This window comes from Pseudomonas sp. CCI4.2 (assembly GCF_034350045.1).
Taxonomy (GTDB): domain Bacteria; phylum Pseudomonadota; class Gammaproteobacteria; order Pseudomonadales; family Pseudomonadaceae; genus Aquipseudomonas.
Genome location: NZ_CP133781.1, coordinates 4,205,324 through 4,218,304, shown reverse-complemented (window position 1 = coordinate 4,218,304; position 12,981 = coordinate 4,205,324). Strand labels below are relative to the sequence as shown.

Annotated in this window: 10 protein-coding genes; 8 read left to right on the top strand and 2 right to left on the bottom strand. The window is 57.9% G+C overall.

Translation table 11 applies throughout. From position 1 onward, the window contains the following. Window positions 1-49: 49 nt before the first annotated feature. Window positions 50-991 carry a LysR substrate-binding domain-containing protein gene (locus RHM65_RS19120; RefSeq protein ID WP_322170358.1) on the bottom strand — a complete coding sequence of 314 codons (942 nt, stop codon included), beginning with the start codon at window positions 989-991 and terminating at the stop codon, window positions 50-52. A gap of 380 nt (window positions 992-1,371) precedes the next feature. Between RHM65_RS19120 and RHM65_RS19115 the strand changes: the two genes are divergently transcribed. Beyond that, window positions 1,372-2,607, top strand: a complete 1,236-nt coding sequence (locus tag RHM65_RS19115; RefSeq protein ID WP_322170361.1) for an MFS transporter — start codon at window positions 1,372-1,374, stop codon at window positions 2,605-2,607. Here RHM65_RS19115 and RHM65_RS19110 read toward each other — a convergent pair. Beyond that, entirely contained in the window at window positions 2,545-3,459 is a 915-nt protein-coding gene (locus RHM65_RS19110) for a LysR family transcriptional regulator (protein ID WP_322170364.1), read from the bottom strand. The genes RHM65_RS19115 and RHM65_RS19110 overlap by 63 nt on opposite strands. Before the next feature lie 141 nt (window positions 3,460-3,600). On the opposite strand from RHM65_RS19110, the gene RHM65_RS19105 reads away from it, so the two are divergent. The 7 genes from RHM65_RS19105 to RHM65_RS19075 all read left to right on the top strand — a co-directional run bounded on the left by RHM65_RS19105 (window position 3,601) and on the right by RHM65_RS19075 (window position 12,661). Next, a complete protein-coding gene (locus tag RHM65_RS19105; RefSeq protein ID WP_322170368.1) occupies window positions 3,601-4,482 on the top strand; it encodes a phytanoyl-CoA dioxygenase family protein in 882 nt (293 codons plus the stop codon). A gap of 54 nt (window positions 4,483-4,536) precedes the next feature. After that, the gene (locus tag RHM65_RS19100) at window positions 4,537-5,763 is read left to right on the top strand and encodes a Xaa-Pro peptidase family protein (protein WP_322170371.1); all 1,227 of its coding nucleotides are present in this window, start codon (window positions 4,537-4,539) and stop codon (window positions 5,761-5,763) included. A gap of 472 nt (window positions 5,764-6,235) precedes the next feature. Beyond that, window positions 6,236-7,870, top strand: coding sequence for an ABC transporter substrate-binding protein (locus tag RHM65_RS19095; protein ID WP_322170374.1), 1,635 nt, complete (start codon window positions 6,236-6,238; stop codon window positions 7,868-7,870). A 76-nt stretch (window positions 7,871-7,946) separates the two neighbouring features. Further along, the gene (locus tag RHM65_RS19090; RefSeq protein ID WP_322170376.1) at window positions 7,947-8,900 is read left to right on the top strand and encodes an ABC transporter permease; all 954 of its coding nucleotides are present in this window, start codon (window positions 7,947-7,949) and stop codon (window positions 8,898-8,900) included. Further along, on the top strand, window positions 8,897-9,733 hold the full coding sequence (locus RHM65_RS19085; protein WP_322170379.1) for an ABC transporter permease: 837 nt from the start codon (window positions 8,897-8,899) through the stop codon (window positions 9,731-9,733). The genes RHM65_RS19090 and RHM65_RS19085 overlap by 4 nt, the downstream gene beginning before the upstream one ends. A gap of 2 nt (window positions 9,734-9,735) precedes the next feature. Beyond that, window positions 9,736-11,385: an ABC transporter ATP-binding protein gene (locus tag RHM65_RS19080; protein ID WP_322183909.1), complete on the top strand. Its 1,650-nt coding sequence runs from the start codon at window positions 9,736-9,738 to the stop codon at window positions 11,383-11,385. Window positions 11,386-11,554: 169 nt separating this feature from the next. Next, window positions 11,555-12,661 (top strand): hypothetical protein, encoded by a 1,107-nt coding sequence (locus RHM65_RS19075; protein WP_416194776.1) that lies wholly within the window; start codon window positions 11,555-11,557, stop codon window positions 12,659-12,661. Window positions 12,662-12,981: the final 320 nt, after the last annotated feature.

Below are 12,981 nucleotides of genomic sequence, written 5' to 3'. Positions count from 1 at the left end.
TTGAGCATTAAAACATTCGTAAAACGCAGGTTACCCCTTACGTTACCCTTCAGACGGCTGACGGCACCGCTTTAGAGGGTTCCAACTGACGTTGCGCCAACCAGATCTCTTCTTGCAGCCATTGGTTGAATAGCTGCAATTGGGGCAACGACGTCTGCTCCGGGCGGGTCACCAGCCAATAGGATTGATGCCCGTCGACATGCACGTTAAGCACTTGGGTCAATTGCCCGCTGGCCAGTTCGGAAGCGACCATGTGCCAGTCGGCAATGGTGATGCCTAAGCCATCGGTGGCCGCACGGATGGCGAGGTCCAGCAGGTCGAATTCGTAACCGCCTTGTGTGTCGACACCGCTGATGCGCGCGGCGTCCAGCCAGTGCTTCCAGGTCAAATAACGCTGGTCTTCCCGGGCCAGCACATGCAGCAGGGTCAAGCGATTCAGGTCGATGCCGCGCTCGCTCCACTCCCGCGCATACAAGGTCGGCGAGCACACGGCGATATGCCGCTCCTGTATCAGCAGCGAGCTGTCCAGCCCGTCCCATTCGCCGTCGCCAAAACGGATCGCACAATCCAGGGTACTGGTCTCGGCCAGACTGTCCTGTAGGCGCGTGGTGATGCTCAATTCCAACTCCGGATGCCGCTCGCGCAGCCTGCCCAAGCGAGGCATCAGCCAGCGATTGGTGAACGTCGGCGGTGCATTGATGTGCAAGCGATTGGCGTGGGATTTCTCCTGAATGCTGCGCACCGTCAGCTCGATCTTATCGAAGGACTGATGCAGCGCTCGCAGCAAAACCCGGCCCGCACTGGTCAGTTCCAAATGGTGGTGACGACGCTCCAGCAAGTTCTCGCCCAACTGCTCCTCAAGCTGACGAACCTGGCGGCTGACGGCACTTTGCGTGACGTTCAACAATTCCGCAGCGCGGGTAAAACTGCCCGTACTGCCGGCCACTTCGAAAGCTTTGAGTGCGTTCAGCGCGGGCATTTTGCGTTTCATTAAAGATACTTCCGCATCGGCTGACGAATGCCAAGCATCCCACACCCCGCAGAAAATTTTCTGAGTAACATGCATTTTTGTGTTGGCCGCAGCCACAAGGCTGCCATCAGTACGGCTTTAAGCAGCACTGTTTCCCATCATTAATCATGGCCGGGACAAATCCTAGGCTCGAGGCGTCGGTTTGAGACCAATAATTGTCGCTCACGCATAAGTAGCATGAGTATTTCGCAGTGCAACCATGACAATTAAGCACTGGCGGTTTTTATTATATAAACGCTAGTCTAAGTTCAACAGTTAGCCTGTTATCTCCTCGCGTTGATTCTCGGCAAGATTAAAGCTTTGCCTGCACGTGGTACATCCAACCTTATCGAGTCAGACACATGCCAATGCCCATTAACTCGCCGGCAAGAAGTATCGGTGTGCTGGCAGTTATCTTTACCGCGTGCAACGCCACCACCCACGGTTTCAGTATTTTTCTGTATTCGGCTCTATTACCCGAGATCCGCCAAGTGTTCGGGCTAAGTTATAGCCAGGCCGCCTTCATCGCCGCGCTGCTGCAACTGTTCTATATGGGCGCATCTCTCGTCAGTGGCATCGCTGCGGCCTGGATCAGCCCTCGCAATATGGTGCGTTTGACCATTGCGTTAAGCCCGGTGTTGATGGTTTTAGCGGTTGCCACGCCATGGGTCATACCGTTCGCACTGTGCCTGGCGCTGATCTCGGCCTGCGCCGTATCGAACTGGAATGCCATTGCAGCATTGGTGGGCGAGGTAATCCCTGTCTCCCACCGAAGCCGCGTGCTGGGTCTGGCGTCATCGGGGGCGGCGTTTGCGATTTGCCTTAATGGACTGCTGATCGCCTTGTTGCAGGGCATCTCCCTGACGCACTTCTGGTTTATCTGCGCAGGCTTGACGCTGATCGTTACGGTAGCAACGTTTTGGGCGCTGGCACCACTGGCAGCGGACCAACGCGACAAGCCTCAGCGCAAGCCGTCGTTGCGGCGGGAACTCAAGCAATGGCTGCACCTGTGCCTGGAATACCCGGTGGCGCTGCACATACTCGTGCTTAGCGCCTGTGTTGGCGGGATCAGCGGACCCTTCCTGAATTTTCTCTCGGCGTTTGTCAGCGAACAGCTGGGCGCCAGCGCACAAACCACTGGATCGCTGTGGACGCTGATCGGTATCGGCGGGGCGGTAGGCGGTTTGTTGTTGGGCTCATTGGCGGATCGATGGGGTGCGCTGCGAGTCATGGCCTTGAGCATCAGCGCGTTCGGCCTGGCAATGATCGCCTTGCTGTGGCGGCCGAATCTGGAACTGACGTGGCTGGCAGCCGGACTGTTCGCGCTGTTCTATTTTCCGGCATGGGGCTTGATGGCGGCCTACCTCAGCGCACGGTTGAACCCGGTGCAGAGCCTGCAAGTGGTGAGCCTGAGCATGGTCGGCTATGGACTGGCCAGTGCCACCGCCAACGGGCTGTGCGGCTGGATACTGCAAACTACGGGACAGTTCAGCTGGGTACATGGCTGGATTGTCTGTTCGGTGGCGGCCAGCGTATTACTGCTGCGGCTGATGGCTGGTCGTCAACGCGGCGAGTCCGCGCTGGGCCAACAACTCTGAACGGCCCAACTGGCGCCACAAGATATCTGCCAGCGCCGTGACTGCCAACTCCTGACACTGGGCAGAACGCCAGAACATCAACCTCGCGGGTTCGATGGGCGGGAAGCCTTGTGCCTCGTCCAGAATTTGCCAGCCGGCAGGCACCAAGCGGCGCGCAGTAACTCCCACTGAACGCCCCTGTTCGATGGCGATGGCAATGCCACGCGGGCTTTGGCTGGTATACACTACATGCCACGGCCGCCCCGCCTCGGCCAGTGCACCAACGGCGTTGGCGCGAAAAGCACAGCCCTCCGCATACACGGCCAACGGCACGGACTCGTGGGTATCACAGCGCCAATCCCCGGCAGCCACCCACACCAGTGGCTCGTCACACAGGTATTCGCCTTGCTGCATGTTGGTGTGTTGCACGCCCAGCACCAAGTCCAGCTCGCCGCGTTGCAAACGGCCGACCAGCGCCGTGGACATTTCGCAGCAAATGTCTGGCCGCACCTGGGGGAACTGCTCTTGAAAGTCCTGCAACACCTGTGCGAGGCAAAATTGCGCGTAATCCTCCGGCATGCCCACATGAACACACGCTTGCTCGTTGGGCAGGTGCACTGCGTTGATCGCATCGCCGTGGAGTTTGAGGATTTGCCGGGCGTATATCAGAAAGGTCTCGCCGCCAGGCGTCAGGCTAACTGAACGACTGGTGCGCTGGACCAGGGGCGTGCCGACGATTTCTTCCAGGCGCTGCAAACTCTGGCTGATGGTCGACTGGGTTTTATGCAAGCGCTCAGCTGCCGCAGAGAATCCGCGGCACTCGATAATCGCGACAAAAACTTTAAGTAAGGTCCCATCCAATTCGCCTGACATAACTATCGCACCCGCCGATGGATTCGATCACAACTTGTAATTTCCACTTCTCACCTCGTTAAGCAACTATCGACTCCACGCAAAACAGTGGTTAAGCCACTCCCAAAATACCCCGTGTATTGATAGTTCCAGGAGCCCTGCATGAGTCTTCAACTTGCCGACGCCGAAGTGGGCGATATCAGCGACATCATTAATACTGAGTTGTACCCCATACATGATTCGGGCCATGTCCGATTGCAGGCACTGATCGAGCACGCCCGCGCTGAATTGGCCGAGGATGGCTGCTGCTTGCTGAAGAACTTCCTGCGGCCGCAAGCGCTGGAACAGGCACGTGCCGAAGGACAGGCGCTGTCGGGCAAGACGTTTTATTCGGTGCGCAAGGTCAATGCCTATTTCACCGAAGACGACCCCACCCTGCCCCAAGATGACCCGCGACGCACATTCATGGAGCGCACCAGCGGCTTCGTGACACGAGACATGATCGCCCCAGACGCAATCATCCATCGCTTGTACGTGTCACCCATAATGAAGCGCTTCATCGGCGCCTGCCTGAACGAGCCAGAGATTTTCGAGTACGCCGACCCGTTCGCTGGCCTGGTGATCAACGTCATGCCCCATGGCACCGAACAACCTTGGCACTTCGACACTAACGAATTCATCGTCAGCATGATGACTCAGAAGCCAGAAACCGGTGGCTTGTTCGAATACGCACCGATGATCCGTTCGCGCACCCAGGAAAACCTCGGCGCGGTGGGCAAAGTAGTACGCGGCGAAGACCACAGCCGCGTGCAGGAACTGGACCTCAACCCCGGCGATTTGCAGATTTTCAAAGGGCGCTTCTCCGTGCACCGAGTCACCAAAGTGCAAGGTCCCACCGAGCGCAATACGGCGATTTTTGCTTATTCCGAAAAGCCCGGAATCGTCGGTCGCGCCCAACGCACCAAGCAGCTTTACGGACGACTGTCCGAAGCCCATCTACAGGCCGAACGCAACTTGGTACGCAGCGACCAGTTGCTCGACTGATTCAACCCCAAAACCTCTATAAAAAACCCACTACGTGCCCGTGAGGAATACCCGATGAGCTTGTCCGGCCCAAACCGTAACCCCGCCGACTGTGAACCGACCTATGACGAGATCCAACAGATTCAACTCGACCGCTTGCAACGGGTGCGCAACGAGCTGAAGAAGCGCGATTACGCCGCCTGCGTAGTGTTCGACCCCACCCACATGCGCTACGCCACCGGCTCGCGCAATATGCAGGTGTACTCAGCACGCAACCCGGCACGCTATGCCTTTATTCCGGCGGAAGGTCCGGTAGTCATATTCGAATTTGGTGGCTGCCTGCACTTGGCGGAGTCACTCAACACCGTCGACGAAGTGCGTCCGGCCAAAGCCATTTCTTATTACTTCTGCGACAGCTTTTTGAGCAACGTCACCGCCGATTGGGCCGCCGAAATTGACGACTTGGTACGTAAATGTGGGGGCGGCAAACGTATTGCCATCGAAAGCGCGACGTCGGCGGCTGCGTTCGAACTGCAGAAGCTCCGCTATCAGGTGTTCGACGCTCAGGAACCGTTGGAGCGGGCCCGCTGCATCAAGGTGCCTAACGAGTTGAAGATGATCCGTGCCAGCCTGCGTGCAACTGAAGCGGGCGTGCGCTTGATGGAAAGCAAACTTACCCCTGGCATTACAGAAAACGAGTTGTGGTCGCACCTGCACCAACACGTGATCGCCACCGATGGCGACTACGTGGAAACCCGCCTTCTCTCCTCCGGTCCGCGCACTAACCCATGGTTTCAGGAATGCAGCACCCGGCCCATCGAGGCTGGTGATCTGGTGGCGCTGGACACCGACGTCGTCGGGCGTTTCGGTTACTACGCAGACTTCTCAAGAACCTTCCTTTGCGGCGAACAAGCAGCCACCGCCAAGCAGCAGGAACTGTACAAACTGGCCTACGAGCAAGTGCAGACCAACATGGAAATGCTCAAGGCCGGGCGCAGTTTCAAGGAGTACGCAGAGCTGGCATGGAAGATTCCTGACAACTACAAGGCCAACCGTTATTTCGCCCTGGCCCACGGTGTTGGCATGACCGGTGAATACCCCTACGTAGTGCACCGCGAGGACATTGATGCGCTGGGTTACAACGGCGTGTTCGAAGCGGGCATGACCATTTGTGTAGAAAGCTATATCGGTCACGATGCCGGCGGCGAAGGCGTCAAGCTCGAAGAGCAAATCTACATCCACGAAAACGGTATCGAATTGCTCTCAGATTACCCGTTCGATTCGCGCCTATTGCCCCGTTGAGTTCCCCCGAACGGGGTCGACGCCTCCTTCGACGCCGTTCGTTTTCCCCTTGTTCCAGACGGAACGAGGATTTTTTTGGGCCCCGCGCTCTGGGTTTTGCACCTGTGCGTTCACTCGTCCGGCCTGTCTAGCTCAAGCGGCAGCCTTCATTGCGGTCAGTAACATGCATTTATCGAACGTTTCACCCATGAATTTATCATTTGTCCATCGTTGCTCAGATGACAAAACTGCGGCCATCTCTAATAAAAATAAAATGAGAGCTGCCCCATGCCATACCCCGCATCCGTCCTCCTGATTTCGTTGCTCCTTTGTTTGCTGCCGGCTTCACGCCTGTCTTGTCTGCGCCTTTGCGGCACCTGCCACTGACAGTTTCGGTTTATCGGTTCGGTTCATCGAAAAGCGACCGCGTCTGCCGCGAGCCCCCTCTGCGGCCAGTCGGAAAACGCATATTTGCACGTTATCGGAGAGGCATATGAAAGACTTAATGACACTGGACGGCGCCCTGCCGCATCCAGCCGTAAACAGCCTGTGCACTCAAGTCCAAAGCGGCGAGATCAATCGTCGACAGTTCCTGCGTACCGCCGCGCTGCTGGGCATTACCGCCGCCAGCGCCAGCACGTTTGTGGGTTCTGCGCTGCTCGCTGACTCGGCCAGCGCCGCCGATGCCATCGCACCCCGTCAGGGCGGCAGCCTACGATTCGCCTGCGCCATCCAGGAAATCCAGGACCCGATGTTGATCACCTGGATCGAAGCCTCGAACCTGTTGCGCAACTCGCTGGAGTACTTGACCTGGGTAGACGCCGACAACATCACACACCCGTACTTGGCCGAGAGCTGGAGCCCGTCGGACGACCTCAAGACGTGGACCTTCAACTTGCGTCAAGACGTGAAGTGGAGCAACGGCGACACCTTCACCGTCGAGGACGTACAGCACAACATCGAGCGCTGGATTGCTGCCGATTCCAAATCAGTCAATCGCACCGCGTTCCAAGACATCGGCTCCTTTGAAAAACTGGGCGACTTTCAATTTCGCCTGATACTCAAGCGGCCGATACTGGCCATACCGGAAATGCTCAACGCCTTCACCTGCGCCATTGTCCACCGCAGCTTCAAGGCCGGTGACGACTGGGTAAAAAACCCGCTGGGCACTGGGCCGTTCAAGCTGGTCTCGTTCGCGGTCAACAAGCAGGCGACGTTTGCCAAGCGTGCCGATTACTGGCGTAAACCTGCCAACCTCGATGAATTACGTTACGTCGACATGGGTACCGACGTTTCCACCCACTTGGCCGCACTGCAAGCAGGCCAGGTCGACGTGCTGTATCGGGTAACCGTCGCAGAGCTCGACCTGGCCAAACGCTTGCCGGGTGCTCAATTGCTGACCTGCAAATCGGCGCAAACCATCGTGATGCGCATGGCCTGCGATCAGAAGCCGTTCGATGATCTGCGGATTCGTAAAGCCGTGGTGCTCTGCGCCGACAACGCACAAATGCTGAAAATTGCCTATCGCGGCATGGGCACTTTGGGCGAAGACCACCATGTTGCCCCCTCCCATCCGGAGTACTTCCCGCTGCCCAAACGCGCCAGGGACGTGGCAGGCGCCAAAAAGCTGCTCGCCGAAGCGGGCCATCCCAACGGGATTGATATCGACTTGATCGTCGGCAATACCCAAGGCCGCTACGAACAGGACTGTGCACAAATCCTGCAGCAGAATTGCGCCGAAGCGGGCATCCGCATCAACCTCAAAGTGATCCCTGCCACTCAATACTGGCCGATTTGGGACAAAGCTGCTTTCAGCCTCACGTATTGGGCTCACCGCCCCTTGGGCGTGATGTCCTTGGAGCTGGCCTACCGCAGCGGCGCGGCCTGGAACGAAAGCCATTACAGCGACCCGGCATTCGATGCCGCGCTGGACAACGCCATGGGCATCATCGATCCAAAACAGCGCGCAGTGGCGATGCAAGCCGTCGAGCAGATTCTGCAAGATGCTTGCGTCATGGTGCAGCCGTTCTGGGGAGACAAGTTCACCGCCGCCAGCAAAAAGGTACACGGGTTCAACGTGCACCCTTCGGACTTCTACCCAATGGATGAAGTGTGGTTGAGCGCCTGATTCCGGCGCCCACTCATTGAGCTTGCCCGCTTCGGCGCGGCAAGCCTCCATCCCTTGATTAACGGAGCGTGCGAGCATGGCTGAATTTTTAATGCGCAAGCTATTGGCGCTGGTAGCAACCCTGCTGTCGGTGTCGGCGATCGTGTTCCTGGCTCTGGAGCTGAACATCCAGGACGTAGCAATCAATGTTCTCGGACCCTACTCCGCTGCCGACCAGCGCGCAGCGTGGCTGGCGGAGCACGGCTACAACCAACCCTTCGTTTTACGATACCTTGTGTGGTTAAAAGACTTCGTGAGTGGCGACTGGGGCACCTCGGTACACTTTCGTGAGCCGGTGATCGACCTGTTGCTGCCTAGCCTCTGGCAGACCCTGATGCTCGCAGGACTGGCGCTGCTGATCATGGTGCCGGTGGCACTGACACTGGGAATTCTAGCGGGCATTCGTCAAGGCTCGGTACTGGACCGCCTGGTATCGTTTTTGTCGATCTTTACCACTTCGATTCCCGACTTTGCCAGCGCGGTGTTTGTCTCGGCCATCTTCGTCTTCTGGCTTAACTGGTTGCCGGGGGTCAGCAGCATGAGCGACGGCTTCAACGCCGTGGAAATGGCACTGCCACTGATGGTGCTGTGTCTGTTCGGCATCGGTTACCTGGCGCGGATTACGCGAGCGTCCATGGTCGAAGTGATGCAGGCGCCCTACATCCGAACTGCCCGCCTGAAAGGTGCATCCACCACTCGCATCGTACTGCGCCACGCCCTGCGCAACGTGCTGATCGCGCCTATCACGGTGATCATGTTGTACATCCCGTGGCTACTGTCGAACGTCATCGTGGTCGAGGTGTTTTTCGCCTACAAAGGTTTCGGCTCGCTGCTCTACACCGCTTCGCTGAACCATGACGTTTACTTGATCGAAGCGTGCGCAATGATCAGCGGCGTCGTGGTCGGTGCGACCAAAATATTCTCGGACCTGGCGTACACCTGGCTCAACCCGCGCATCACCCTGCGCAGTCTTGGCGCAGGTGCCCAATGAACCTTCTTAACTCGTTCAAACATCCCTTGGCCGCGCTCGGTCTGCTGCTGGTAGGCAGTTGGGTGCTGATGGCACTCTTTGCGCCTTGGCTTGCGCCTCATGACCCGCTGGAAAGTTTCACTCCGCTGCTGACACCCATGACCCCCGACAGCAACGGCATGAGCTTCCTGCTGGGCACCGACATGATCGGCCGGGACATTCTTTCACGGCTCATCTGGGGCACCCGAACCGTATTGTTCTGGTCGATCCTGGCGACGCTGACTGCATTCGCGGTGGGCATCGCCATGGGCCTGTGCGCTGGTTACTTCAGTGGCTGGGTGGACGCCTTGCTGTCGTATGTCGCCGACACCGTGTTGTCATTTCCGGTGTTGGTGCTCTACATCGTGATCATCATCGCGCTGGGTGCCTCGGCGCTGAACATTTTGATTGCAGTCACGTTCACCAGCGCCCCGGCGATCTTCAGGATCATGCGTGCGCTGACCATCGACATCCGCTCCAGAGACTACGTGCTCAGCGCCATCACCCAAGGCGAAGGTCCGCTGAGGATCATGCTGGTAGAAATCCTTCCCAACTGTGGTGGCCCGCTGATCGTCGATTTTTGCCTGCGCATTGGCTACACCGCAATCATGATCGGGGCCCTCGGTTTTCTTGGCCTCGGCTTGCCGCCACCCACCCCGGATTGGGGCGGAATGATCAACGAAGGCCGGAGCATGGCTATCGCCTTCCCGCACTTGGTGATTTTCCCCTGCATTGCCATCTCCACCCTGATGCTAGGCCTAAGCCTGCTAGCGGATGGTCTGGACGAACACGCCCAGAAAAGCACAAGGAGTTGAGCATGAGTCCCCAACCTAATCAGCAACAAGTGCTGCGTGTGGAAAACCTTTCCATTGAATTGCCCGCGGGCGCTGACCGCAGCCACGCTGTAAAAGGTATCAGCCTGGACGTGCGCAAGGGTGAAATCCTGTGCGTGATCGGCGAGTCCGGGTCCGGTAAGTCGGTATTGTCGGCGGCGATCATGGGCGACTACGCCAAGGGCCTGCGTCACAGCGAGGGAGTCATCGACTTTCTCGGCAGCGATATTTGCCGCATGGATGAGTCCGCATTGCGCCGGCTGCGGGGTAATCGTATTGCGATGATTTTCCAGGAGCCCATGGCAGCGCTTAACCCGGCGATTCGCATCGGTCAGCAGGTCGAAGAAATTTTCGATATTCACGCGCCAACGATGCCTGCTGCCGAGCGCCGCGAACGCACACTGGCACTGCTTGCTTCTACGCAGTTACCGGCCCCGCCACGAATCGCTAACAGTTTCCCCCATCAACTTTCCGGCGGCCAATGCCAGCGCGTGGTGATTGCCATGGCACTGGCGATGAATCCTGATTTGCTGATTGCTGACGAACCGACGACAGCGCTCGACGTGACCACTCAAGCTCAAGTGTTGAAGCTGGTGCGGGACCTGCGCGGCCGCGGCCAGCACGGCATTTTGTTCATCACTCACGACTTCGGCGTGGTCGCAGAAATAGCTGACCGAATCGCCGTGATGCAAGGCGGTGTGCTGGTGGAAATTGGCGAGCGTGATCAAGTGCTGCACGCGCCGAAACACCCCTATACCCGCAAACTGATCGCGGCTGTGCCGGCCCTGCACCCTGAACTGCATGCACCGAGTGCAGACGGCGAAATTGCGTTACGTATTGAGCACCTGACCAAAACCTACACTGTCGGTGGTCGCTCGGTGTCGGCCCTCAAGGACGTTTCGCTGCAGTTGCCACGGGGTAAGACGTTGGCAATTGTCGGCGAATCGGGCTCTGGTAAAAGCACGCTGGTGAAAGCAGCCATTCGCTTGATCGACAGCGACAGCGGACACGTATGGCTCGGTGACACTGACTTTCTGGCCTTGAACGGTTCAGCCCTGGCGGCCAATCGTCGGCGGATCCAGATGATTTTCCAGGACCCCTATGGTTCGCTCAACCCACGGCATCGGGTCGGCGACATTATCGGCCGGGCTGCGCAACTGCGTGGGCTGTCGGCCAAGGATGCATGGACCGAAGCCGGCGACTTGTTAGAGCAAGTCGGGCTCAAGCGAGACGCCCTCAAACGTAAACCACGGCAATTTTCCGGTGGCCAACGCCAGCGCATCGGTATCGCCCGGGCGTTGGCGATGCGCCCGGAAATACTGATTGCCGATGAAAGCGTCTCAGCGCTGGATGTCTCGGTACAGAAGCAGGTCCTGGAGTTGCTCGCCGAGTTGCAACAACGGTTCAACCTGAGCATTTTGTTCATCACCCATGACTTGCGCGTAGCGGCGCAGATCAGCGATTACATCGCGGTGATGCGCCAAGGACAAGTGGTGGAGTACGGCACGGCGGAACAGGTGCTTTTGCGGCCGCAAAACACCTACACCCAAACCTTGCTGGCGGCGGCTCCCGGCGCCTCGGCGATACCGATGGCACCCGCAACAACCTCTGCGTTGAGGCTGATAAGACCCTAGTTCAACTGAGTCAACAAACCTTACCCCGTGCCGCCGCATTCGCTGCGGTCCGGGCTGCTGTTGCCCATTATAAAATCAGACATCGGAGCTCACTTTGCGCACACTCACCCCTCGTGCTATCCGTTCCATTGCTTTAATTCCCGTATTAGGGGCCTTCGCGGCGCCAGCCATGGCGATACAGGTGACCGACAACCTCGACCTCGGTGGCGCAGTGCGTGCCCGTTGGGACTACGACCCTGACCGCGACATTCAGAAGTTTAACTTCGACACGGCATTCCTCACTGCCAAGTACACGTCTGACACGTGGATCGGCGCGGCCAAGTACCGCTTTTACGGGCGGGCTTATCCTTACCAGTACACCAATAACGTCGGCGATGTAGCCTTTGCCGAGTCCGCTTGGGTCGGCTATAAATTCAATCCAAACCAGCAAATCCAGGTCGGCCTGAATCAGGTGCCATTTGGCCTGCAGCCTTACTTTGGCAGCACCTTCTATGAAACGCTGGGTAACGTCATCGGCTTGGAGGACCTAGAGGAAGTAGGTACCAAATACATCCAGCAAATCGGCGACTGGAACGTGCAGGCAGGTTATTACTTGCGTCCTGCCTGGCAAGGCAAAGGCACCAGCAAAGGCGACACCTACTCCAGCGCTATCTCCCAAGCTGACAGCTACGTTGTCGATGGCAGCAACAACCAGGAACGCAACACCGTGGTCCTGCGAGTGGCCAAGGCACTGGACATCGGTGGCTGGAAATCCGAAGTTGGCATTTCCGGCCTGACCTCGGAACTAAAAAACAGCGATACCGATAACACCGGTCGTCGTAACGCGGTGGCTGTGCATTACCTCGGCAAAAATGGCCCGTGGGGCGTGCAGGTTCAGGCCACGCGCCAACAGATGTCACCGCGTAACCCCGGCACCGACGCGCTGGTCACCGTAGGCGGCTACGACGGCACCTACAACGTTGCCGCCCGTGGCAACCTGTACGTGGCGGACCTGAGTTACGACGTCGAAGGCAAGCACCTGTTTGACCTGATCAGTGGGGTCAAGCTGTACGCCAACTACAGCGCCTTCGTGAAATCTGATGACGATTTCAACACCTCACAACGGGCGATCTTCGGCACCTCGTTCTCGTTCAGCAAACTGTGGATCGCCACAGAATGGCTGTACGGCAAGAACGACCCATACATTGGTGGCAGCAGCTATACGCAGAGCCTGGGCGCCGGTGGGACAAATCACTGGGAGAATCAGCTGTATACGAATATCGGGTATTACTTCTAAGGGCAAAAGCGCGGCGTGTAGCTTGTTAACGGTAATACGGCGGCGCTGCTTCGCGCTCCATCGCGAGCAAGTTCGCGCCTACAGGCGATGTGTGTTTGGTTGGCTAGTTGGGGCTGACCAAATCCTGTGGGAGACTGGCTTGCCAGCGAATGCCGCACCAAAGTTGTTCAGGTAGCCCGCGTTACCAACCGCGCTGATGGCCTGGCAAACCGCCTTCATCAGGTCAGGAAAAATTGCAGCCTTCGGCAGCCCCTACAAGATGAGGTAAAGGCATAAGACTTGGCGGCCCCCTTACACAAAATAACTACAACTCCTTGCAC